At 71.9% G+C, this 23,118-nt stretch carries 21 protein-coding genes; 13 read left to right on the top strand and 8 right to left on the bottom strand.

The features are described 5' to 3' along the window. Positions 1-47: 47 nt before the first annotated feature. The 4 genes from A6A25_RS11215 (at position 48) to A6A25_RS11200 (ending at position 5,998) form a co-directional block, all read left to right on the top strand. Positions 48-1,316 (top strand): LacI family DNA-binding transcriptional regulator, encoded by a 1,269-nt coding sequence (locus A6A25_RS11215; protein ID WP_083668249.1) that lies wholly within the window; start codon positions 48-50, stop codon positions 1,314-1,316. A gap of 200 nt (positions 1,317-1,516) precedes the next feature. After that, positions 1,517-4,567, top strand: a complete 3,051-nt coding sequence (locus A6A25_RS11210) for a glycosyl hydrolase 115 family protein (protein ID WP_073888254.1) — start codon at positions 1,517-1,519, stop codon at positions 4,565-4,567. A 55-nt stretch (positions 4,568-4,622) separates the two neighbouring features. Next, entirely contained in the window at positions 4,623-5,225 is a 603-nt protein-coding gene (locus A6A25_RS11205) for a phosphotransferase (protein WP_198932663.1), read from the top strand. Then, complete coding sequence (locus tag A6A25_RS11200; RefSeq protein WP_073888478.1) at positions 5,213-5,998, top strand: NPP1 family protein; 786 nt, start codon at positions 5,213-5,215, stop codon at positions 5,996-5,998. Before A6A25_RS11205 ends, A6A25_RS11200 begins: the two co-directional genes overlap by 13 nt. Before the next feature lie 88 nt (positions 5,999-6,086). On the opposite strand, the gene A6A25_RS11195 is transcribed toward A6A25_RS11200, so the two are convergent. After that, positions 6,087-6,662 (bottom strand): TetR/AcrR family transcriptional regulator, encoded by a 576-nt coding sequence (locus tag A6A25_RS11195; RefSeq protein WP_073888476.1) that lies wholly within the window; start codon positions 6,660-6,662, stop codon positions 6,087-6,089. Between the two features lie 100 nt (positions 6,663-6,762). Between A6A25_RS11195 and A6A25_RS11190 the strand changes: the two genes are divergently transcribed. Continuing rightward, a complete protein-coding gene (locus A6A25_RS11190; RefSeq protein WP_073888252.1) occupies positions 6,763-7,140 on the top strand; it encodes a DUF4267 domain-containing protein in 378 nt (125 codons plus the stop codon). An 8-nt stretch (positions 7,141-7,148) separates the two neighbouring features. On the opposite strand, the gene A6A25_RS11185 is transcribed toward A6A25_RS11190, so the two are convergent. Next, a complete protein-coding gene (locus tag A6A25_RS11185) occupies positions 7,149-7,970 on the bottom strand; it encodes a peptidoglycan DD-metalloendopeptidase family protein (RefSeq protein WP_198932662.1) in 822 nt (273 codons plus the stop codon). Between the two features lie 124 nt (positions 7,971-8,094). On the opposite strand from A6A25_RS11185, the gene A6A25_RS11180 reads away from it, so the two are divergent. The 3 genes from A6A25_RS11180 (at position 8,095) to A6A25_RS11170 (ending at position 10,003) form a co-directional block, all read left to right on the top strand. Then, a complete protein-coding gene (locus tag A6A25_RS11180) occupies positions 8,095-8,973 on the top strand; it encodes a carboxymuconolactone decarboxylase family protein (protein WP_083668248.1) in 879 nt (292 codons plus the stop codon). Positions 8,974-9,007: 34 nt separating this feature from the next. Continuing rightward, positions 9,008-9,391, top strand: coding sequence for a MerR family transcriptional regulator (locus A6A25_RS11175; RefSeq protein WP_073888248.1), 384 nt, complete (start codon positions 9,008-9,010; stop codon positions 9,389-9,391). A 105-nt stretch (positions 9,392-9,496) separates the two neighbouring features. Further along, entirely contained in the window at positions 9,497-10,003 is a 507-nt protein-coding gene (locus A6A25_RS11170) for a DUF6630 family protein (protein WP_073888246.1), read from the top strand. 3 nt (positions 10,004-10,006) lie between these two features. Here A6A25_RS11170 and A6A25_RS11165 read toward each other — a convergent pair whose 3' ends face one another. From A6A25_RS11165 to A6A25_RS11140, 6 genes are read right to left on the bottom strand one after another with little or no spacing between them, the layout of a single operon-like run. After that, entirely contained in the window at positions 10,007-10,933 is a 927-nt protein-coding gene (locus A6A25_RS11165; RefSeq protein ID WP_158073713.1) for a Gfo/Idh/MocA family protein, read from the bottom strand. Further along, a complete protein-coding gene (locus tag A6A25_RS11160; RefSeq protein WP_073888242.1) occupies positions 10,930-13,092 on the bottom strand; it encodes an alpha-galactosidase in 2,163 nt (720 codons plus the stop codon). The genes A6A25_RS11165 and A6A25_RS11160 overlap by 4 nt, the downstream gene beginning before the upstream one ends. Before the next feature lie 41 nt (positions 13,093-13,133). Then, positions 13,134-14,315 (bottom strand): ROK family transcriptional regulator, encoded by a 1,182-nt coding sequence (locus A6A25_RS11155; protein ID WP_158073712.1) that lies wholly within the window; start codon positions 14,313-14,315, stop codon positions 13,134-13,136. Between the two features lie 50 nt (positions 14,316-14,365). Continuing rightward, positions 14,366-15,232, bottom strand: a complete 867-nt coding sequence (locus tag A6A25_RS11150) for a carbohydrate ABC transporter permease (RefSeq protein ID WP_073888240.1) — start codon at positions 15,230-15,232, stop codon at positions 14,366-14,368. Then, complete coding sequence (locus A6A25_RS11145) at positions 15,229-16,167, bottom strand: carbohydrate ABC transporter permease (RefSeq protein ID WP_073888238.1); 939 nt, start codon at positions 16,165-16,167, stop codon at positions 15,229-15,231. The genes A6A25_RS11150 and A6A25_RS11145 overlap by 4 nt, the downstream gene beginning before the upstream one ends. A gap of 11 nt (positions 16,168-16,178) precedes the next feature. Continuing rightward, positions 16,179-17,570 carry an ABC transporter substrate-binding protein gene (locus A6A25_RS11140; protein WP_073888470.1) on the bottom strand — a complete coding sequence of 464 codons (1,392 nt, stop codon included), beginning with the start codon at positions 17,568-17,570 and terminating at the stop codon, positions 16,179-16,181. Positions 17,571-17,764: 194 nt separating this feature from the next. Between A6A25_RS11140 and A6A25_RS11135 the strand changes: the two genes are divergently transcribed. From A6A25_RS11135 to A6A25_RS11115, 5 genes are all read left to right on the top strand, one after another. Continuing rightward, entirely contained in the window at positions 17,765-18,547 is a 783-nt protein-coding gene (locus A6A25_RS11135) for a sugar phosphate isomerase/epimerase family protein (RefSeq protein ID WP_198932661.1), read from the top strand. A gap of 4 nt (positions 18,548-18,551) precedes the next feature. Then, positions 18,552-19,868 carry an MGH1-like glycoside hydrolase domain-containing protein gene (locus tag A6A25_RS11130; protein WP_073888236.1) on the top strand — a complete coding sequence of 439 codons (1,317 nt, stop codon included), beginning with the start codon at positions 18,552-18,554 and terminating at the stop codon, positions 19,866-19,868. A 14-nt stretch (positions 19,869-19,882) separates the two neighbouring features. Further along, positions 19,883-20,953 (top strand): zinc-dependent alcohol dehydrogenase, encoded by a 1,071-nt coding sequence (locus tag A6A25_RS11125; RefSeq protein ID WP_073888234.1) that lies wholly within the window; start codon positions 19,883-19,885, stop codon positions 20,951-20,953. Positions 20,954-21,098: 145 nt separating this feature from the next. Further along, positions 21,099-21,944, top strand: coding sequence for a poly(ethylene terephthalate) hydrolase family protein (locus A6A25_RS11120; RefSeq protein ID WP_073888466.1), 846 nt, complete (start codon positions 21,099-21,101; stop codon positions 21,942-21,944). Positions 21,945-22,057: 113 nt separating this feature from the next. After that, on the top strand, positions 22,058-22,708 hold the full coding sequence (locus tag A6A25_RS11115) for a hypothetical protein (protein ID WP_073888233.1): 651 nt from the start codon (positions 22,058-22,060) through the stop codon (positions 22,706-22,708). Positions 22,709-23,118 lie beyond the last annotated feature (410 nt).

Genomic DNA, 23,118 nt, shown 5'->3' with positions numbered 1-23,118 from the left:
GCCATTCCGAGGAAGTCGTGGAGCCATTGTTCCGCTAGACTGGCTCCATGAGCACCCCCGGTGGACGGCGGCAGGCGCGTGGTGAGGTCGAACGGCTGCCGAGCGGGTCGTTGCGGGTCAGGGTGTACGCGGGCGTCGATCCCGGTTCCGGCAAGCGGCGGTACCTGACCGAGACGGTGCCGGCCGGGCCCGGGGCGGACCGGAAGGCCGAGGCGGTGCGGACCCGGCTGCTGGACGAGGTGGACGCGCTGCGCAACCCGCGGGCCGAGGAGCGCCCGGCCGAGGTCCCGGGCACGCGCCAACGCGGGCGGCGGCGAGGCGAGTTGACCGTCGCGGCCGTCGCGCGGCTGGCCGGGGTGTCCGCACCCACGGTGTCGAAGGTGCTCAACGGGCGGCCGGGGGTGGCGCCGCCGACCCGGCGGCGGGTGGAGGCGGCGCTGCGCGAGCACGGCTACCGGCGGCCGGAGGCGGTCGTGCGGGCGCCCAACGTGGAGGTCGTGTTCTTCGGCATGCAGAGCTACCTGGCGGTCGAGGTCATGCACGGCGTGGAGCGGGTCGCGGGCGGGCACCGGCTGGCCGTCGGATTCACCGACGCCGCCCGCCAGGCGTCGACCGGCCGGTCCTGGGCGCGTGACCTGCTGGCCCGCCAGCCGTACGGCGTGGTCGCCGTGCACCTGGGCTTCGCCACCGAGCAGCTGGGCCTGCTGGCCACCAGCGGCATTCCGCTGGTCGCGCTGGACCCGACGGGCGAGCCGGAGCACTCGGTGCCGTCGGTCGGCGCGGCCAACTGGAGCGGCGGGATCGCCGCCGCGCGGCACGTGCTCTCGCTCGGCCACCAGCGCGTGGCGGTGATCTCCGGCCCGCCGGAGCGGATGTGCGCGCGGGCCCGGCTGGGCGGGATCCGGGCGGCGATGGACGAGCACGGTGTGCCGCTGGACGAGCGCCTGGTGCGCATCGGGCAGTGGTTCGCCTTCGAGGAGGGCTTCAACCACGCCCGCGAGCTGCTGCGGCTGCCCGACCCGCCCACCGCCGTGCTGTGCGGCAACGACCTGCAGGCGCTGGGTGTCTACGAGGCCGCGCGGCAGGCCGGCCTGCGCATCCCGGAGGACCTCAGCGTGGTCGGCTTCGACGACATACCGGCCGTCCGCTGGTGCGGGCCGCCGATGACGACGGTGCGACAGCCGATGGTCGAAATGGGCGCCGCCGCCGCGGAGCTGGTCCTGTCGCTGGCCGCGGGCCGCGCGCCGGACCAGCCGCGGGTCGAGCTGCCGACCACCTTGATCGTCCGGGACAGCACCGCGCCACCGGCGCCGTGAGCGTTCACATACCGAAATCACCGTTGAACCGAACGAGTGAAGTAGCGAAGTGTTTCCAAGCTTGATCGAAAGCTTTCGACCTGCGGAATCGGTGCCCGATCCCGCGCTGCCGGGCTTTGCGCAACCGTTGCCACGCCCCGCTCCGCGCTCCTACCTTCCCCCACGGCCCCGCCCGTTCCCTCGTCACCCGAGGTCCGCCGATGAGCACGAGATCGCCCGTCCTCTCCGCCTTCCTGACCCTGGTGGTCCTCGCGGCCCTGGTGCCGGTGGTCGTGCTGACGGCCCGCGCACCGGACGCCTCGGCCGCCGCCGACCGGGACTACATCTCGTTCCGCCCGGTCGGTGGCGGGTTCACGCTCGCCGCGAACGGGAAGGCGGCCCCGCTGTTCGTCAGCGGCGGCGACTTCCCGGGTGTGGTGCGGGTGGTGGACGACCTCCGTGACGACGTGGCACGGGTCACCGGCGTGCGCCCGACCGTCTCCACCGGCACGCCGTCGTCCGGTGAGGTCGTGCTGGTCGGCACGGTGGGCCGCAGCACGCTGGTCGACGGGCTGGTCGCGGCCGGGAAGCTGGACGTCGACCGGATCCGCGGCAAGTGGGAGACCTCGCTGCAGCAGGTGGTCGAGCACCCGATGCCGGGCGTGCGCCGGGCGCTGGTGATCGCGGGCAGCGACCAGCGGGGCACGATCTTCGGCGTCTACGACGTCTCGCGGCGGATCGGCGTGTCGCCGTGGCACTACTTCGACGACGTGCCGGCACGCAAGCACAGCGCGCTCTACGTGCGGCCGGGCAGTCACACCCAGGGCACCCCGGCGGTGAAGTACCGCGGTGTGTTCATCAACGACGAGAACCCCTCCACCGGCCGGTGGGCGCGGGCGACGTTCGGGCCGGGCTTGGCGCCGGGCCAGGAGGGCGGGTTGAACCACCGGTACTACGAGAAGGTCTTCGAGGTCATGCTGCGCCTCAAGTCCAACTACCTGTGGCCCGCGGTGTGGGGTCGGGCGTTCGCCGAGGACGATCCGCTCAACCACGCCACCGCGACCCGCTACGGCGTGGTGATGGGCACCTCGCACGAGGCGCCGATGATGCGCGGCATCGAGGAGTGGAAGCGCAACCCCACCCGGTATGGCGGCACGGGTGAGTGGAGCTTCCTGCGCAACGCCACCGCCGTGCGGGACTACTGGGCGGACGGCATCAAGCGGATGGAGCGGGAGGAGCTCGAGGGCGTCGTCACGCTGGGCATGCGCGGTGAGGGCGACACCAGCCTGCCCGACGGTGACGGCGTCGAGCTGATGCGGGACATCATCGCGAGCCAACGCCAGATCCTCGACCGCGAGAGCGGCACGCCGTTGGCCGAGATCCCGCAGGTCTTCACGCTCTACAAGGAGGTCCAGCGCTACTGGGACCGGGGCCTGCGCCCGCCGGACGACGTCACGGTGGTGTTCGCCGACGACAACTGGGGCAACATGCGCAAGGTCCCCGACCCGTCGCTGCCCGCACGCGCGGGCGGCTACGGCCTGTACTACCACTTCGACTACGTCGGCGGCGGCCGCAACTACAAGTGGGTCGACACGATCAACCTGGCCAACACCCGCGAACAGCTGAACCTGTCCTACGAGTCCGGCATCGACCGGCTGTGGGTGGTCAACGTCGGCGACCTGAAGAACGAGGAGGCGCCCACCCAGTTCTTCCTCGACTACGCCTGGAACCCGTCCTCCATCCCCGCCGACGGCATCAAGGACTGGACCCGGGAGTACGCCGCGCAGAACTTCGGCGACCGGGCCGCACCGGCGATCGCCGACGTGCTGCACACCTACGGGCAGCTCCAGGCCCGCCGCAAGCCCGAGGCGACGAACCGGCGTTACACGCGCGGCGCGGCTGGTGCGATCACCACCGACGACACGATGACCCCTTACAGCATCGAGAACTACGGCGAGCTGGACCGCGTCACGGCCGAGTGGGAGGCGTTGGCGGCCAAGGCCGACGTGGTGGGCCGGACGCTGCCCGCAGCCGACCGGGACGCCTACTACCAGCTCGTGCTCTACGCGGCCAAGGCGACCGCGAACCTGTACGCGCTGCGCGAAGCGCAGTTCCTCAACCGCTGGTACGCCTCCCAGGGTCGGGCGGCCACCAACGACCTCGCCGCGACGGCCGAGGCACGCCTGGCCGATGACGTGGCCATGTCGGACTACTACAACACCACCCTCGCGGGCGGGAAGTGGACGGGCTGGCAGACCCAGACCAAGATCGGCTACGGCGACAAGGCCCGCTACGGCAACAACGCGAGTTGGCAGGAACCACCCGCACCCGACCAGATCTACCCGGCCTTGCAACGCATCACCGGGCCCACCGCGGCGGAGATGGGCGTCGCGATCGACGGCTCGCCCGACTGGTGGCCCCACGCCACCGGGCAGCCCATGCTGCCGGAGTTCAGCCCCTACCAGACCTCACCCGCCCAGTACATCGAGGTGTTCAACCGGGGCACCACCCCGTTCGACTACCGGGTCACGCCGTCCGTGCCGTGGCTGAACGGCGCCAGTGGCACCGTCACCGAACAGGCCCGGGTCACGCTCAGGGTGGACTGGGCCAAGGCACCCGCCGGGAGGACCACGGTGCCGATCACCGTGACCGGCGCCGGTCGCACCGTCACCGTGCAGGCGGTGGTGCACAAGCCGACCGCGCCCAAGAGCGGGTTCGTGGAAGCCGGGGGTTACGTCTCCGTCGAAGCCGACCACTACACCCGCGCGGTCACCGGCAACGGCGTCTCGTGGTCGCACCTGCCGGACATCGGCCGCACCGGCTCCGGCATGCGCCCCAGCCCCGTCACCGCCGCCGACCAGACCCCGGGCGGCAACGGCGCACGCCTGGAGTACCAGGTGAACCTGCACACCACCGGCCCGATCACGGTGTGGGCGTACCTGTCGCCGCGCAACAACGTGCGGCCGGGCGCGGGCGTCGAGTACGCGGTATCGCTGGACGACCAAGCGCCGCGGACGGTGAACACCACGACGGCGACCGGCTCCGACGACACGGCCATGAACAAGGGCTGGGAGATGAACACCCTGGAAGCCGTCAACCGCACGTCGAGCACGTTCACGGTCTCCTCCCCCGGCGTGCACACGCTGAAGTTCTGGGCCGTCGACCCCACCGCGGTCCTGCAGAAACTCGTGATCGACACCGGCGGGCTGAAGTACAGCTACCTGGGCCCGCCGGAGAGCCACCGGGTCACGCCGGCCCGCGTCGCCGGCTGAGTCCAGCCGGCACGGTTCTGGGTGTTCCCGGTGGTGCGCCGCCCTCGATCCCCGGGTGGAGCCCCGAGTCCGCGAGCGTGACGCGTTCGTGGTCACGCTGTGGACCTACTACGAACCCGTGACGCAGCAAGAGATCCCACCGGCCAACTACGCCGACGCCCTCGTGCGGCTGCACGCCGGGATGCGGACGCTCGACCTCCCCGCGCCGCACTTCACCGACCGGGTCGAGCAGGCACAGCGACTCGTGGCGAGCCGTGACCGCACCCCGGCGCTCGCCGACTCCGACCGGGGACTGCTCGACAGCGCGTTGCGCGGCCTGCGCCGGGTGGTCGCCGGGCACGGTGGAGCCGAACAGCTGCTGCACGGCGAACCGCATCCCGGCAACGTGCTCGCCACGGAGCACGGGCCGCTGTCATCGACCTCGAGACGTACTGCCGCGGTCCGGTCGAGTTCGACCTCGCGCACGCGCCCGACGAGGTCACGGCGGTCTGCCCCCGTCCGCCGATGTTCGCCACCTGTTCGTTTCCGGGCGACCATCGGCGGGTTGACGACGTCACGCCCCGGCCGGGAACCTCTCCTCCGGCCGATGATCTCCGCGACACCGGCCGAACCCGCCGCCGTGCCACTCGACACCGGATGGAGGGCATGGTCGTCGTGACCGCCCGCAAGACGTTCCCGCGCACCGCAACGAGACTGCTGAGCACGCTGTTCGGCGCGGCCCTGATCGCCGTGCTGCTGCCCGCCGTCGCCTGGGCCGACCCACCGCAGGCCTTGCCCGCCAACCACGCCGCCGCCGACGGCAAGTGGCAGCCGGCGTTCGACTACGACACCGACGGCTGCTACCCGACGCCCGCGATCGGGCCGACCGGCGTCCTGGCCACCGGCCTGAAGAACTCCGGAGCCCTCAACGGCCAGTGCCGCGACCAGTGGGACCTGGACAACACCAACTCCTACTCGCGCTCCAAGTGCAACAACAACTGGTGCGCCTACCTCTACGACCTGTACTTCGAGAAGGACCAGGCCGTGCCCGGCTGGGACTGCTGCGGACACCGGCACGACATCGAGCACGTGATCGTGTGGGTCAGCGGCGACCAGGCGCACTACGTCTCCACATCCGCGCACGGCAAGTACTCGACGTACCCGCGTTCCCAGGTCGCGTGGGAGGGCACGCACCCGAAGATCGTTTACCACAAGGACGGGTTGGGCACGCACTGCTTCCGGCTCGCGAGTGCGAGTGAGCAGCCGGAGAACCACCATGGAGCGTGGCAGTACCCGGACCTGGTCAGCTGGGACCACTTTCCGGCCGGGATCCGCGACATCCTGGTGAGGGCGGACTTCGGCAGTGCGAGTCTGGCGATCAAGGATGGTGCGTTCAACCACAACCTGGCTCAGGCGAAGCCGAGCGGGATCCCGTTCGATCCGAACGCCTGACGGCATCGGTCGGGGTGGTCTGTGGTTTCTTCCGGCTCATGCGGACCCGTTCACCACGCTCCGCCGGGCGTTGGCGGACATCGCGCTCTCACGGCGTCCCGGCGATCCGGGTGACGATGAGGTCGAGCCGCTCCTCCTGGCCGCTCGGGGGGATGCGGCCGCTCTTCGCCAGCGCGGCGATGCCGTGCAGCGCGCTCCAGGTGACCTCGGCGAACAGCTCGCGGCGCGGGTTGTCCGCCTCGAAGCAGCTCACGAACTCGTCGAAACCGGCGCGCAGCGAGGCGGGCGTCTCGGCGTGCGCGAACTTCACGTCGGTCGGCAGCACGAACATGGCCTGGTAGAGGGCGGGTTGCTCGGACGCGAAGTCGAGGTACGCGCGGCCGACGGCGTGCAGTGCGCGTGACGGCTCGGTGCTCGCCAGCCGGGCACGGCGCAGGCGGTCCGCGAGTTCGGCGAAGCCTTCGAGGGCGACGGCGCGCATGATGGCGTCCTTGCCGTCGAAGTGGCTGTAGAGCACGGGCTGGCTGTACTCGACGCGTTCGGCCAGCCTGCGCGTCGTCACCGCCTCCCACCCCTCGGCTTCGGCCAGTTCGCGGGCGGCCGTGATGATCAGCTGGTGGCGTTGGGCGCGTTCACGTTCGCGGCGTTCGGAGATGGCGGACATGGCCACATCCTAGCAACGCTAGACATCCTGCCAGGGATAGATATATCGTCGCTACAACAACTAGCGCCGCTAGATTCGGCGCGCCGGAGGGGGAACACCCATGCTCGTCAACGTCGCCACCGTGCTCACCGGACTGATCGGCCTGGGCGTCGTCGCCATGGGCGCCCGCGCCTTCTGGGCGCCGCACGCGGCGGTCGGCTTCGGCATCCCCGACACGCCGACCGGGGACCGCCGTTTCCAGGCCTGGCTGAACGTCAAGTCCGTGCGCGACATCGCGTCCGGCCTCTTCATCATCATCCTGATGATCGCCGGGACGCCCCAGCTGCTGGGCTGGTTCATGCTGGCCGCCACCGCGATCCCCGTCGGCGACGCGCTGATCGTGCGGCGCAGCGGCGGGCCCAAGTCGGCCGTGTACGGCGTGCACGGCGGCACCGCGGCGGTGATGCTGGTGATCAGCGTGCTCCTGCTGGTCGGGTGACCGAGCCGCTAGTCGTACTTGTCCTGGTTGAGGAAACGGGCGAAGCCGCGCCACGAGTTCGGACCCATCACACCGTCGATCGGCCCGGTGTAACCCCAGCGCGCGGCCAGCCTCTGCACCGCCGCCCACGTGTTCGCGCCGGGCACGCCGTCGATCGGGCCCGTGTACCCGTAGCCACGCATGGCCCGTTGCAACGCGGCATACGTGTTCACGCCCGGCACGCCGTCGATCGGTCCCGCGTACCCGTGCTCGATGCGCAGCCAGTTCTGCGCCCGCATCCACATGATCGACCCGGGCAGGCCGTCCTGCTCGGTCGACGTCTTCGGCAGGCCGGTGGAGCCGCCCAGGTAGGTCAACGGGTTGATCCGCGTGCCGCTCGGGTTGATCATGTGCCAGTGCAGGTGCGGGCCGGTGGACGAGCCCGAGCCCGGTGCGCCGGCCGCGCCGCCGGACAGGGCCACCACGGCGCCCATGCCGACGCGCGTGCCGTTGGCCACCAGGAACTGGGACAGGTGCAGGTACTGCGTCCGGTAGCCGTTGTCGTGCTGGATGGTCACGGTGTGGCCGCCGGTGCCGTTGTACGGGATGTTGGTGACCACGCCGCCGCCCGCCGCGGGCAGTCGCGTGCCGACGGCCATGCCGTAGTCGATACCGCCGAGCGAGCCGCGGTCCAGGTGGTCCTGCCACGTGCCGGTGATCCGGTAACCGCTGAACGGGTGGTAGAACCCCGGGACGGCGGCGTGCGCCGGAACCGCGCCGACCGCGGTGACGACACCGGCCACCACCGTGCCGTGCAGCAACGTCCGCCTGCTGATCCCGTCGTTGGTCATCACCCGAACGTAGGGACGGCGCGGGCACGTGGGCATGGTGCGTTCGACCGACTGCCATTCGGGCGAACGACGTGGCGCGGTCGAGGTTGACTTCGAGCGCGCGCGAAGACCTAGCGTCGCCGGCATGACCAAGCTGGATCGAGGCACTGCCGTCAACCGCCGTTCGCTGCTCGCCGCCGGTGCGCTGGTCGGTGCCGTCGGGGTGTCGACGGCACCGGCGGCATCGGCCGCGTCGGACCGCTACGCCCGGGGACTGGCCGTGCTGCGGCAGGTCTCCGGCGACCGCGGCGCCGAGGTGGTCGAGTCGCTGTCGGACATCGCGCCGGACCTGGGCCGCTACATCGTCGAGTTCGCCTACGGCGACGTCTGCTCCCGGCGAGGGCTGGACCTCCGCCAGCGGCAGCTGGTGACGATCGGGGCCCTGGCCGCGCAGGGCGACACCGCGCCGCAGCTCGACTTCCACCTCGACGCGGCGCTCCAGGTCGGGTTGAGCCCCACCGAGATCCTGGAGGCGCTGATCCACATCGTCCCGTTCGCGGGCTTCCCCAGGGCGCTCAACGCGATGACCGTCGCCCGGCGGGTGTTCGCCGACCGGGGGATCGTGTTCCGGCCGCCGATGCAGACCGACGCACGGGACCGCTACGAACGCGGCGAGCGGAAGCTGGTGGAGGTCGACGGGCAGCACGGGCTGGACGTGGTGGAGTCGTTGCGGGACATCGCACCCGACCTCGGCCGTTACGTCGTCGAGTTCGCGTTCGGCGACGTGTACCACCGGCCGTGGCTCACCACGCCGCAGCGGCAACTGGTGACCATCGGCGCGTTGACGGCGTTCGGCGACACCGCGCCCCAGCTGCGGGTGCACCTGGGTGCCGCGCTGCGCGTCGGGCTGAGCCGGCTCCAGGTGGTCGAGGCGCTGATCCACGTCGTGCCGTATGCGGGTTTTCCGCGCGTGCTGAACGCCGTGGGCGTGGCCAGGGAGGTGTTCGAGGAACTGCCGGGTTGACTTGGAGCGCGCTCGAACTCCTACCGTCGACCTCATGGACGACGTGGACGTGTTGACGATCGCGGAAGCGGTCGAGGTCACCGGGCTGACCGCGCACACGGTGCGCTACTACGAGCGGATCGGGCTGCTCGACCCGGTCGACCGCGGACCGGGAGGTCGGCGTCGCTTCCGCGGCGCCGACCTGGCCTGGCTCGGCTTCCTCACCCGCCTGCGCACCACCGGCATGTCCATTCGGGACATGCAGCGCTTCGCCGAGCTGCGCAGGCGGGGCGATCAGACCACGCCGGAACGCCTGGAGCTGCTGGAACGGCACCGGGACGCGGTCCGGGGCCGGATCGCCGAACTCGCCGACTGCCTGACGTCGTTGGACGCGAAGATCGACCACTACCGCCGGTCGAACGCCTCCGGTGCCCACTGACGGGCCGGGCCGGATGACCCTGACCGCCGCCGCCCGCGAGACCTGACCGCCACCGCGGAGTCCGGTTGCTACGCTCGCCGCTCCGCGGGGACGAGGAGGTCGCAGGTGTCGTCAACGGTTCGGGACGCGCTGCTCGCACTGGCCGCACTGCTGGCGCCGGGCGTGCCCGAGGTGGCCGAGCGGGTGGCCCACGCGCACGACGACCCCGACGGCTACCTGCGGGCGCACGCCGACCGACTGGACGACCGCGGCATCGACGAGGCGGAGCCCGACCTGCCGTGGATCGCCCTGGTGGACGCGCTCACCGACCACGACCTGCTCGCCGAGGTGGACTGGAAGGAAGCGGCGGACGAGGTCGTCGCCCAACTGCGGGACCTGAGGTCCAGCCCGGCGGCACCCGAGGCGTGGGCTTGGTTCGCCCGGCTCGACGGCGGCCTGCCCGCGTACGACTTCCTCGAACGGGCGGGCACCGAGTTGCGGGCCGCCGGCACCAGGCTCGCCGTGCTGGACATCGACTCCGACTGCTACCCGCTCGTGATGCTGCCCGACGCCGACGACCTGCGCCGGCTGGCCACCGCCGCCGGTTTCACCGCCGACGTCTTCGGCGCCTGACTCTCACCCGGCCAGGTCCCGCACCCGACAGCAAAGCTCCTGCGTGCGCAACGCGTCCGCATAGTCGCACACCAGGTACCCCGGGTCCCCGTCACGCACCGCGGCCAGGAACCGCTCGTCCGCGATGACGAGCGGATCGCGGCCGACCGGGATCTCGTGGCTGCCGTCGGCGTCCTCCCGCCGCAGGACCTTGTTCGTCAGCGTCAACTTCCGACCCTCACAGTGGAACTCGATCCCGGCGTCCACCGTCGCATGCAGAACACAAGTCGCGGTGAACACGCCCAGCGCCCCCGAGTCGAACGCGAGGGTGGCGGCGCTGACCGCGGCCACGTCCAGGTCCGGGTGGGCGGCCAGCGCCGGCCGCCGCGTCACGGCGTGGACGACCTCCGCCTCACCGAGCAGGAACCGCGCCAGGTCGAACAAGTGCGTGGCCTGCTCCACCACCTGTCCCCCGCTCTCCGCCTCCACCCGCCACCACGGCACGGGCGGCACGAGGCCGTGCCAGGCGGCGCGCACCAGGTGCGGCGGGGTCTCGGCGAGCATCCGCCGCAGCTCGGGGATGACCTCCATGCCCCGCCAGTAGTAGCCGACGCACGCCAACGGACCACCGTCGCGGAGCGCGGCCTCCACCCGGCGCGGCACCTCAAGGCCGGCCCCGATCGGTTTCTCCACGTAGAAGGGAACACCGTGCTCGATGAGCGCGAGCTCGACCTCGCCGTGGGCGGCGGGCGGCACGCAGATCCAGGCCGCGTCCACCTCCTCGCCCGCCAGCAGAGCGGCCGTGTCCCGATACGCCCGACCGCCCCACCGGGCCGCGGCCCGCTCCACCCCGGACCGGCCGACGTGCCCGACCACCTCCGCCCCCAGCCCGGTCAGCGCCGCCGCGTGCCGTCCGGCGATGTACCCGGTACCGATCAACGCCACCTTCACGACATCGCCTCCTCGTCCACGGCTTCCCACAGCTCGACCCGGCTCCGCCAGTCCTCGGTGTGCCGGGGTGCGGGCGGCTGCGGGAACGCCGACGACAGCCCCGCGGCCATCAACGCGGCCCCGGTCGTGACCAGATCGTCGTCCACCCGCCGGTAGTGCCGCTCCGCGTCCAAGCCCCGCAACCTGATCCGCCGAGGGCCCTCCCCCGCCACGCCCCGCACCTGGTAGACGAGCACCACGACCTCCCGCCGGCCACGGGACACGTACTGCACCGCGCACGGCCCGCTCTCCGACGGCGGCACGAGCCAGTACTGGTCGCCGTCCTGCACCACGGCCCGCACCCGCTTGTACTGCGCGATCAGCTCGGCCGCCCGCGACCGCTCCTCCCGACTCCACCCGAGGATGTCACCGGAGATCCCCAGCACGCCCTGCATGGCCACGTGGAAGCGGAACTCCAGCGGGCTGGTGCGGCCGGTGGTCGGTTCCGGCACGTCCGCCACCCACCCGACCATCGTGCCCGGGGCATAAGCGCGGCTGAACCCGTACTGCGCCCGCAGCCGGTCCGACGGGTCGGTGTTGTCGCTGACCTGCGCGAAATCCGCCAACCCCAACACACCCAAGTCCACCCGCCCACCACCACCCGCGCACGTCTCGATCATCAGGTCGGGGAACTCCGCGCGCAGCCGCCCCATCACCTCGTACACGCCACGCACGTGCCGCACCCACACCTCACGCCGCCGTTCGACCGGCGCCTGCGGCCACCCGACCTCGGTGTAGGGGCGGTTGTGGTCCCACTTCACGAAGTCGATCGGGTGGTCGGCCAGCAGCGCCCGCACCCGCGCCAGCACGGCCTCCCGCACGTCGTCGCGCGCGAAGTTGAGCACGAGCTGGTGGCGGGACAGGGTGGTCTCGCGGTCCGGCAGGTGCAGCACCCAGTCCGGGTGTGCCCGGTACAGGTCGCTGTCCGGGTTGACCATCTCGGGTTCCAGCCAGATCCCGAACCGCATCCCCAACCGGTGCACCTCGTCGACGAGCTCACCCAGCCCGTTCGGAAACTTCACCGGGTCGACCACCCAGTCGCCGAGCCCGGCGTGATCACCGGTCCGCGCGCCGAACCAGCCGTCGTCCACGACGAACAGCTCGACGCCGAGCTCGGCCGCCCGGGTGGCCAGCTCGACCTGGTGGCCGACCTCCACGTCGAACGACGTCGCCAGCCAGGTGTTGTAGTGCACGGGCGGCGGCGTGTCGCGGTGCCGGGCGGGCAGCACGTGGTCGCGCTGGTAGCGGTGCAGCAGCCGGGCCGCACCGTCCACGCCGTCCTCGACGTAGCCGCAGACCAGCGACGGCGTGCGGAAGGTCTCGCCCGGCTCCAGGTGCCACGCCGAGTCGAACGGGTTGACGCCCGCCACCACGTGCAGCGCGTCGTTGCGCTCGGTCTCGAACACGATCGACCAGTTGCCGCTCCACGCCAACGCGCCGAACCAGACGGGCCCGACCTCACCCACCCGCCCGACCGCGAACCAGGGATTCGCCTCGTGGCTGGTGAACCCGCGCCGGCTCTCGACCACCACCTTGCCCGCCGCCAGGTCACGCCGGGTCAGCTGGTACTCGTCACCCCACCTGCCCCGCAAAGTCCACGACTCGTACCGCGCCGGCGGCAAACCGAGCACGGCACTGGCGATCCGCTCCACCCGCAACGCCTCCGCGCCCCGGTTAGCCACCAGCACGTCACGCACCACGACGCCGTGCTCGGCGAACACCGCGAACCGGTGCTCCACCACGAGACCCGACCCCACGTCCTCGAACACGAGCCGCAGCACATCGTCCTCGACGTGGTCCTCGCGCCACGACAGCCGTGACACCGACGAGCCGTCCGCGCGCGCCACGACCAGACCGGGTTCCTTGAACGCACGGTCGCCGTACACCGAGTACCCGAGCGGCACGCCGTCCACGAAATGGGCCTGCGACGGCCGGTTCCACGGCGTGTGCGGCAGGTAGGAGTCACCGCCGAGCGCACCGCCGTCACCGCCCCAGTGGTCGAGCATCAACACCCCGCCGTCCCCCACGGACAGCAGCATCGCGTTCCACCGGGTCCGCAACAACCACGCGGGCCGTCCGGCGCAGGTGGTCCGCGTGATGGCAGAGGTCACCTCGGGCATCGCTCTCCTTCGCCGAATCCGCCCGGAGTCCGACCAACCGGTCAGACTTCGGGTACGAGCCGGGCGTCGACCGCCTCGGCCGAGAAGACCTGGTCGATCACCAGGTGCCGGGCGCCGTGCACACCGGCCCGGTCGCCGAGTTGGCTCTCCACCACGGCCAGGCTGCTGGTCAACGCCGACACGGTCCGCTCGTAGAGCCGCTCGCGGACACCCACGAGCAGGTGTTCGCGGGTGAGCGCGAGGTCTCCGCCGATCACCACCACGGTCGGGTTGAGCAACGCCACCGCGGTCGCCAGCACCTCGCCCAGCAGCCGACCGGCGTCCCGGACCAGCGTGATCGCGGTCGAATCGCCCTCACCGACCAGCCGCACGACGTCACGGCTGGTGCGCGCCTCGATACCGCGTTCGGTGAGCTGCCGGGCCAGCGCCGCGCCGCTCGCGTGCGCGGCCAGGCACCCGGTCGCACCGCACCGGCACCGCGCGCCGTCCACCGGCCGGGCGATCCGGATGTGCCCGATGTCCCCGCCCTGCCCCGTGGCGCCCCGTTCCGGCCTGCCGCCGAGGACCACCCCGGCCCCGATACCGGTACCCACCTTCACGAACAGCAGGTTGTCCACACCGGGGTACCGCTCGCGCACCTCGCCGAGCCCGAGCAGGTTCGCGTCGTTGTCCACGAACGCCGGGCACCCCAGCGCGTCGGACAGCGTCCGCGCCACCTCGACCCCGTGCCAGCCGGGCATGATCGGCGGCTGCACGGGCCGCCCGGTCCGGAAGTCGACGGGCGCGGGCAGCCCCACGCCCACCCCCGCGAGTCGGGCCCCGTCACGTCCGGCGTTCTTGAGCAGGTCCCGCAACCGCCGGATCACGATCTTCAGCACCACGTCGGGGTCCTGCCCGATCAGCAGGTCCTCGGTGCGCTCGCCGAGCATCCGCCCGCCCGCGTCGGTCAACGCGAACCGCGCGTGCGTCGCGCCGAGGTCGGCCGCCAGCACCAGCTTGTCGCTCTCCTCGAACGACAGCACCTCGGCCGGCCGTCCCGCGGTGCCCCGACGCTGCTCGACCGCGCGGATGTAGCCCGCCGAGATCAGCTGGCTCAGCCGCAGCGCCACCGTGGACCGGGACAGCCCGGTCAATTCCTGCAGGTCACGCCGGGTCTTCACGCGCCCCGACCGGACCAGCGCGAGGATCTCGCCGGGCGAGGCCGGGAAACCGCTGCGCGCCACCGGGGATCCCTTCCTCGCCAAGGGCGTCGTACCCGCCGCCACCGCCGCGTTCACCCCTTCTCCGCGCCGCTGGTCAGGCCCTGTGAGAGTAGCCGTTCGGTCAGGAAGAACAGCACCACCACCGGCACCGTGATCACGACGGAACCGGCCATGAGCACGGTGGTGGGCACCTCGATGCTGCCGGACAGCTGCGCCAGCCCGAGCGACACGGTCCAGCTGTCGCGCCGTTCGACCAGGAACAGCAGCGCGAACAGGAACTCGTTCCAGGCGATCATGAACACGAAGATGCCGGTCGCCACCACCGACGGCATCGCCAGCGGCAGGCTGATCCGCCGGATCACGCCGACCCGGCTCAGGCCGTCGACCAGCCCCGCCTCCTCGACGCTCGCCGGGATCGTCTCGAAGTAGTTCTTGAGCATGTAGATCGCCACGGGCACGGTCTGCGCCAGGTAGACCAGCACCAGGCCGACCAGCGAGCCGCGCAGCTGCATCTTGGTCAGCAGGACGAACAGCGGGATCGCCAGCACGATCCCCGGGAACAGGTACACCGCCAGGAACAGCGCGCTGACGTGCCGCCTGCCGAAGAACTCCAGCCGACTCACCGCGTACGCGCCCGGAATCGCGATCACCAGCGCCACCAGCACCGACGCGGTCGCCACCAGGGCGCTGTTGCCCAACAGGCCCAGGAACCCCTGGCCGCCCTCCGCCACCGGCCGCAGCACGTCGACGTACGTCGTCAGCGTCACCCGGCCCAGGTCCACCAGCAGCGAGTCCGGCCGCCGCAGCAGGTCCTCGATCGGCCTCAGCGACAGCATCAGCATGGCGTAGAACGGCAGCAGCGTCGCGATCAGGAAGCACCCGATCACCACCGGCCGCAGCACGGCGAACACGGCCCGCTCGACCCGGTCCCGGCTCATGACCCCGCACCCTCCCGCCGCCGCAGCAACCACAGGTAGGCGACCAGCAGCACGACCAGCACCACGGCGAGCAGCACGGACTGCGCGGCGGCGGCACCCACGTTCCGCTGCACGGTCAGCAGCTCGTACACCCGCACGCTCACCACCTCCGTGCCCGCCGCTCCCCCGGTGAGCAGGAAGACGTCGTCGAACTCGTTGAACGTCCAGATGGTCCGCAGCACCACGAGCACCGCGATCACCGGCATCAGCTGCGGCAGCACGATGTGCCGGAACCGCTGCGTCGGCGTCGCCCCGTCCACGGTCGCCGCCTCCTCCTGCTCACCCGGCAACGCCGACAACCGGGCCAGCAGGAACAGGAACGCGAACGGGAAGTACCGCCACCCCTCGAACGCGATCACCGTCAGCAGCGCCGTGGGCACGGGCACGTCGAGCCCGAACAACGTGATCTCGCCACGCGCCTGGGACAGGAACGCGATCGGGTCGTCCCAGCCGAACAGCCGCCTGCCCCAGCTGTTGACGAGGCCGAACTCCGGGTTGAGCAGCACGCGCCAGACGAACGTGACCGCCACGACCGGCGCGACGTACGGGATGAGCATCGCCGCGCGCACGAACGCCCGGCCGGGGAACGGCCGCCGCAGGGCGAGCGCGGTGACCAGTCCCAGCGCGATGGCCAGGAACGTCGAACCGGCCGTGTAAAGCAGGGTCGTGCGCAGGCTGTGCCACAACGCGTCCGACGCGAACACGCGGGCGAAGTTGTCCAGGCTCAGCTTGTCGAACAGCCCGGTGCGGCCGACGTCGATCAGCCGCACCCGCTGGAACGCGATGAGCACCGACCACGCCAACGGCACCAGCACGACCGCGAGCACGATCACCAGCGTCGGGGTGAGCAGCAGCAACCCGGTGCGGGCGTCGCGCTGCCTCAGCGTCCGCGCCACCGCCGGGCCCGCTACTCGCCGAGTTCCTGGGCGATGACCGCGGCCTGCTCGCTCGCCTCGCGCGCCGCGCCGGCCGCGTCACCGCCGCCGTTGAGCACGTCGGCCAGCGCCTTGGGCACGACCAACTGCCCGGCCACCGCGCCCGCGAGTTCCGCCTTGCCCTCCGTGAAGCCCCACCGGCTGAAGCTGCGCGGGCTCTCCTGCACGACCCGCAGCGTCTCCGCGTCGTAGAACTTCGACAGCGGCGCCTTGGTGTCCACGCCGACGTCGAGCCCGCGCCACATCTCCACGTACTGCCGCGGGTAGTCCTTGGTGCCCGCGCGGACCGGGACCTTGCCCTCCGGCGCGATGGCGAGCCAGTCCCGGTACCCGTCGGTCATCAGGTGCTCGACCAGCTTCTTCGCGTCCTCCGTGGCCGCGTCCTTGAGCACCGCGAACGACGCCGTCTCGCCGAACGTGGTCGGCTCACCGCCGGCCGGCCCGCTCAACGCGGCCACCACGCCCGTGTTCTTCGCCAGGAACGACGGGTCGGCCTGGCACTCCGGGCACGTCGGCAGCGCGTCGGCGCGCAGCCCCGCCAGCTCGTCCAGCAGGTAGGACGACCAGATGACCATCGCCGACCGGCCCGCGAAGTACGTGGCCCGCGTGGTGTCGACGTCCTGGTTGCCCGCCGTGGAGTGCTCGCCGACGAGGTCGGTGTAGAACTGGAACGCGCCGACGCACTCGGGGCTGTGCAAGGCCACCTGGCCGTCGTCACCCACCAGCGCGCACCCGTTGGCCAGCGCCAGGTGCTCGAACGTCTGGTGGGTGAACACGTCGGCGGGCGTGGTGCTCGCCGCGATCCCGGCGACGTCGCCCTGGTCGAGCCGTTCGGCGGCCCGCCGGATCGCGTCGTACGTGGTCGGCGGTGGCAACCCGGCCTGGGCGAACAGATCCTTGCGGTAGAACAGGAGCTGCGCCCACCCGTCGCTGGGCACCACGAGCTGCGTGTCGCCCTCGCGGGTCAGCTCCAGCGACTGCGCCGCGAAGGTCTCCGCGCCGAGCCCGTCCACGATCTGCTTGGCCGCGTCGGTGTCGAGCAGGTCGTCGGTGCGCAACTGGCTCATGATCGGCAACGAGATCGACCCGATCACGTCGGGCAGCTCGCCGGACGCCGCGGCCGAGGTGAGCACCGTGGTCAGCTGGTTCTCGGCCACGGCGACCACTTTGGTCTCGATGCCGGTCTGCTCGGTGAACGCGGCCAGCAGGCGTTCCTGGGCGCGCACCCGGTCGGCGGTGTCCTCGATGGTCCAGAACACGAGCGGACCGTCCGCGCCACCACCGGAATCACCGCTGCCGCAGGCCGACAGCACCAAGGCGACAGGCACCGCGGCGGCGAGCACGCGCAGTCCTCGTCCGGTCATGGGTTGCTCCCTTCCGGTGGCCCGCGACCTCTCGCCGACCAGGGCCGGGTGTTCGGTGGCGTCACTGAACACCCCGGTTTGTCCCGTGACAACCGCCAATCCGGACGCGACTTCGGGCCCGTATCGGGCCGTGGGCAAGCCGTTCACCGATCGGCCCGCACCGGGATCGGGATACCGCATTGCCGTTTTGACTGATGACGGGATTAATGTCGGCCATGCCGCAGTGGAAGATCGCATGCCAGGAGCAGCTGCTGCCGGGCACCTCGATCGAGCAGAAGTGGGAGTTCGCGCAGTCGGCCGGTATCGACGGCATCGAACTGCTGCTGCGCAACGGCGAGGCGTTCGAGGCCAGGCTCGGTGTGCTCGAACGCGCGGCCGGTCGGGGTGTGGTGCTGCCCGCCGTGCGCCTGGACGCGCTGCCCCTCGTCGGCGACCCCGGGCGTGGGCTCCGCCAGGTGTCCTCGGTCGCGGTGCTGGGCGCGCCTGCCCTGGTCGTGCCGGTGTCCGGGGCCCGCCGGGTGCCGCTGCCGCGCTCGTCCACATCGGACCGGGACACGCTGTCGGACGGCCTGCGCCGCCTCGCCGAACGTGCCGCGCGGGAAGGCGTGTCGCTCTGCGTTCAGCCGGTCAACCGCTACGAGGGCCACGCCGTCAACACGCTCGACCAGGCAGCGCAGCTGTGCCGCGCGGTGGGGCTGCCGTCCGCGCGGGTGGCCGCGGCCACGTTCCACATGAACATCGAGGAAGCCGACCCCGCCGGTGCGCTGCTCGCGGCCGGGCCGTGGCTCGGGCACGTCGAGCTGGCCGACTCCACCGGGCTCGAACCCGGCGCCGGCCACGTCGACTGGTCGTCGCTCTTCGCGGCCCTCGACGCCGCCGGGTACGAGGGGTGGGTGAGCCTCGCGTGCCGCCTGTCCGGTCCCGCCCACACCTGCTTACCCGCGGCGGTCGGCGTGCTGCGGCAGGCGGGCGGGTAGGGCGGTGACCTTCGGGACGACACCCGAGCCGCACGCCCCGGACGTCGCCGACCTGCGCCGGCGGGCCGCCGCGACGCTGCTGCGCAACTGGCGCGGCTCGGCCACCGTGCCGACGACCGGGCTCTACCCGCACCAGTGGAGCTGGGACTCCGCGTTCATCGCCATCGGCCAGGCCCACCTCGGCCCGCGGCGGGCGTTCGCGGAGCTGACCGCGTTGCACGGCGCGCAGTGGCGTGACGGCCGGGTGCCGCAGATCGTGTTCAACCCGGCCGTGCCCGAGGACGCCTACTTCCCGGGTCCGGCGTTCTGGCGACCGCTGCCGCGGCACGGGCCACCGGCGGGCGTGTCGACCACCGGCCTGGTCCAGCCGCCGGTGCACGCCGCCGCCGTGCTGGCCATCGCCGAACGCCACCCCGGCGCCGCCACCGACGCGGCCGTCCGACGCCTGTACCCGAGGCTCGTGCGCTCCCACGACTACCTGTTCGAACGGCGGCGCGTCGCGTCCGGGCTGGTCGGCATCGTGCACCCGTGGGAGTCGGGGCTGGACAACAGCCCGGCGTGGGACGAACCGCTCGCCGCGGTCGACCCCGGCCCGGCCGACGACATCACGGTGCTGCGGCGCGACCTGCGGCACGCCGACGCCGGGCACCGGCCCACGGACTCCGACTACGCGCGGTACATGGGCATCGTGGCGGCATACCGCGACCGGCGTTACGCCGACGACGACCTGCTCAGCCTGCCGTTCTGCGCCGTGGACCCGTTGTTCTGCGCCGTGCTCGCCTGGTCGGAGGACGCGCTGGCCTCGCTCGCCCGCCGGATCGGCGCGGACCCGGGCAGGCACGCCGAGAGGGCGCGGGAGTTGACGCACCAGATCCACACCCGCCTGTTCGACCCGGCGCTGGGCTGTTACGTGGCGCTCGACGCGCGCACCGGCCGTGCCCTGCGCAAGCGGACGGTGTCCGGGCTCGTCCCGCTCCTGCTGCCCGGCGGGCACCGCGCGGCGGTGCTGGAGACCCTCACCGGACCGTCGTTCGCGGCACCGGGCGTGCTCGGCGTGCCGAGTTACGACCTCACCGCGCCCGACGCCGACCCGCACCGGTACTGGCGCGGTCCGACGTGGGTGAACACGACCTGGCTGCTGTGGCGGGCACTGCTCGCGCACGGCGAGACCGGGCACGCCGAACGGCTGGCGGCGGACCTGGTCCACCTGGTCTCCACCGCCGGTTTCCGGGAGTACTTCCACCCCGTGACCGGCGAAGGTCTCGGCTCCGACCACTTCAGCTGGACGGCGGCGCTCCTGCTGGACGTCCTGGCACGGTAACCGGAAGGGCAGCGATGGCAACGGTAGTACGGCTGGACGCACCGGGCTGCGTCACGATCGCCGAGGAGCCCGATCCGCCGCTGCACGCGACCGGCGTGCGGCTGCGCACCCTGTACTCGGGGATCTCGGCGGGCACCGAGCTGACCCAGTACCGCGGCACCAACGCCCACGTGGTCAAGACGTGGGACCCCGACACGCGCCTGTTCGTGCCGGCCCGGCCCGCGGCCGCGTACCCGGCGGTGGTCGGGTACGAGGAGGTCGGCGAGGTGGTCGAGGTCGGCGGTGAGGTCGACGCGGTCCGGCCGGGCCAGGTCGTCTGGGGCGCGTGGGGGCACCGGTCGACGACCGTGGTCGAGGAGGAGTACGCGGCGACCCGGGTGCTCGCCCCGGGCGCGGACCCGGTGCTGGGCATCTTCAGCCACATCGGCGCGGTCGCGCTCAACGTCGTGCTGGACGCCGACCTGCACGTGGGCGAGACCGTCGTCGTGTTCGGCCTGGGCGTGGTGGGGCAGATCGTCGCCCAGCTCGCGCGGCGCAACGGCGCCAGGGTCGTGGCCGTGGACGCCCTCCCGGACCGCCTGGAGCTGGCCCGGCGGCTCGGCGCGGACGTGGCGCTGGACGCCCGCGACGGGCAGGTCGCCGAGCGGGTCCGCGAGTTGACGGCGGGACGCGGGGCGGACGTCGCCGTCGAGGTCAGCGGCAACCCCAAGGCGCTGCACGAGGCCGTGCGCACGGTCGCCTACAACGCGCGCGTCGTCACGGGCGGCTTCTACCAGGGCGAGGCACGCGGCCTGTTCCTCGGCGAGGAGTTCCACCACAACCGGGTCGACCTGGTCTGCTCGCAGATCTCCGGCGTCGCGCCGCGCCACGCGCACCGGTGGGACCGCGCGCGGCTCAACGCCACCGTCATCGAGCTGGCCGTGGCCGAACACCTGCTGCTGCGGCCACTGGTCTCGCACGTCGTGCCGTTCACCGACGCCGCCTGGGCCTACGACCTGATCGACCGCCGACCGGAGCAGGTGGTGCAGGTCGTGCTGGGGTTCGCCGCACCGGATGGGTGCGACCACCGGCACGGTGACGCGTAGCCGCTGCGCGTCCTCGCGGGTGCCTGCGGTGGGGAGATCGGTGGTTTCGCCGGTCCACCGCGCCGTCACTGGCCGTCGGCGGGTTCCGTGCGCCAGATTCCGGACCACGGCGCGGAAATCCACCTTCGGACCGATGGAGAACACCATGCGATTGCGCAGTGCGATTCTCAGCGTCCTCACCCTGGTCGGCGTGCTGGCCACGACGACCACCGGCACGGCCGCCGAGTCCGGGGCACCACCCTCGGCCATGGGCGGCTCGGGACCGTACTCCGCCGGCTACGAGACGACCCTGCGGCTGTACAACCACACGATCTACCGGCCCAACACCCTGCCGTCGGGCGTCAAGCTGCCCATCGTGGCCTGGGGCAACGGCGCGTGCCGCGCGGACGGCACGTGGTTCCAGAACATCCTCACCGAGTGGGCCTCGCACGGTTTCCTGGTCATCGCGAACGGCCGACCGGGCGGTTCCGGGTCGACCGACTCCGACATGCTCGTCGACGCCATCGACTGGGCCATCGCGGAGAACTCCCGGCGCACCAGCAAGTACTACGGCAGGATCGACACCACCAAGATCGCCGTCATGGGCCAGTCGTGCGGCGGCATCGAGACCTATGAGGTCGCCGCCGACCCACGCCTGACCACGACCGTGCTGTGGAACAGCGGCCTGCTCAGCGACTCGCAGAACTACCTGCTGCAACGCCTGCGGGTGCCGATCGCCTACTTCATCGGCGGGCCGACCGACATCGCCTACCAGAACGCGATGGACGACTGGCGGCGGCTGCCCGCCGGGCTGCCCGCGTTCATGGGCAACCTCGACGTCGGTCACTTCGGCACGTTCGACCAGCCGAACGGCGGTGAGTTCGGCCGGGTCGGCGGGCACTGGCTCGAGTGGCACCTCAAGGGCGACCTGGCGAGCAAGGCGCAGTTCGTCGGCCCGAACTGCGGCCTGTGCGCCACCGACTGGGACGTGCTGCGGAAGAACCTGAGCTGAACCCCCGGTGAACGCCTGCGCTGCCCGCCACGACCACTGTGACGGGCAGCGCAGGCGGCTGTGGTGCGAACGGACCACAGTGCACTGCGCCGGCTGCGGCTACGGTGCCGGCCATGCAGTCGTTCAGGCACGTCAATCGCACGTTGGTCGCTTCCGTGGGCGCGCTCGCCCTCCTGCTGTCGGCCTGCGGGGAAGCCACCACGGGCAGCGCCGGGCCCGCCACCACGTCCGCGGTCGACGCGACCACCGAGACCACGAAGTCCAGCGCGGCACCGGCGAGCGCGAAGTCCAGCGCCGCCAAGGCGCCCGAGGGTGACGTGACCGCGCCCGGCACCAAGCTGAAGGTCGGCGACCGCGCGGTGGTGCCGTTCAAGTTCGGCAACGACAAGTCCGGCACGATCGCGCTCACCGTGACCGCGATCGAAGCGGGGACCAACGCCGACCTGGCGTCGTTCGGCGAGAAGGCCAAGGGCATCACGCCGTACTACATCAGGGTGACCGTGGAGAACGTCGGCGGCACCGACCTGTCGTACAGCTCGGTGAGCCTGCGCGCGGTCGGCGCGGACGGCAAGGGCACCGGCGTGATCATCAGCGGGGACACCGCGCAGTGCGAGTCGGAGTCGGCCAAGAAGGACTTCGCCACCGCCGGCGCGAAGTACGAGACGTGCGTCCTGCAGGGTGCGCGCGAGGGTTCCGCCGTGGCGGGCGCGACGTTCGACCGCAGCGAAGGCTACGAGAAGGCGCCGGTCGCCTGGATGAAGTGACACCCGATCGCGGCTCCGGGCCGGGCCAGGGGGCCGACCCGGGCCGCCGTCACGGTCGTCCCTCCTCGGCCAGTACCCGGCCGAGGAGGCGCTGCCACAGTTTGGCGAGCACGCCCACCGGCTCCCGCACGCCGGTAGACCACGACGAAGCGCTGCGCGGTGACCTACTTCTCCAAAGAGCGGCCGCGGCGCCGCTCGCCCCGCGCTCGTCAGCGACCCCCGCGCCGTCCGCTGGCACGTCCTTCTCCCTCATAGGAGGGCTTCGTGTCATCCCGCCGACCTGGCGCAGCCTTACCGCACGTGTCAAGGGCGGCGCGTCCACCTCTGCCTACAACTTCACTGTGGGCTGGCGCCGCCCTTGACACGTGTGGTAACCCGGAGGGAGGTCGGTGGGATGACACGGAGTCCGG

Origin of the sequence: Saccharothrix sp. CB00851 (genome assembly GCF_001905065.1) — a bacterium.
Classification (GTDB): domain Bacteria; phylum Actinomycetota; class Actinomycetes; order Mycobacteriales; family Pseudonocardiaceae; genus Actinosynnema.
The sequence above is the reverse complement of the archived record's forward strand: the minus strand, read 5'-3'. Positions and strand labels throughout refer to the sequence as shown.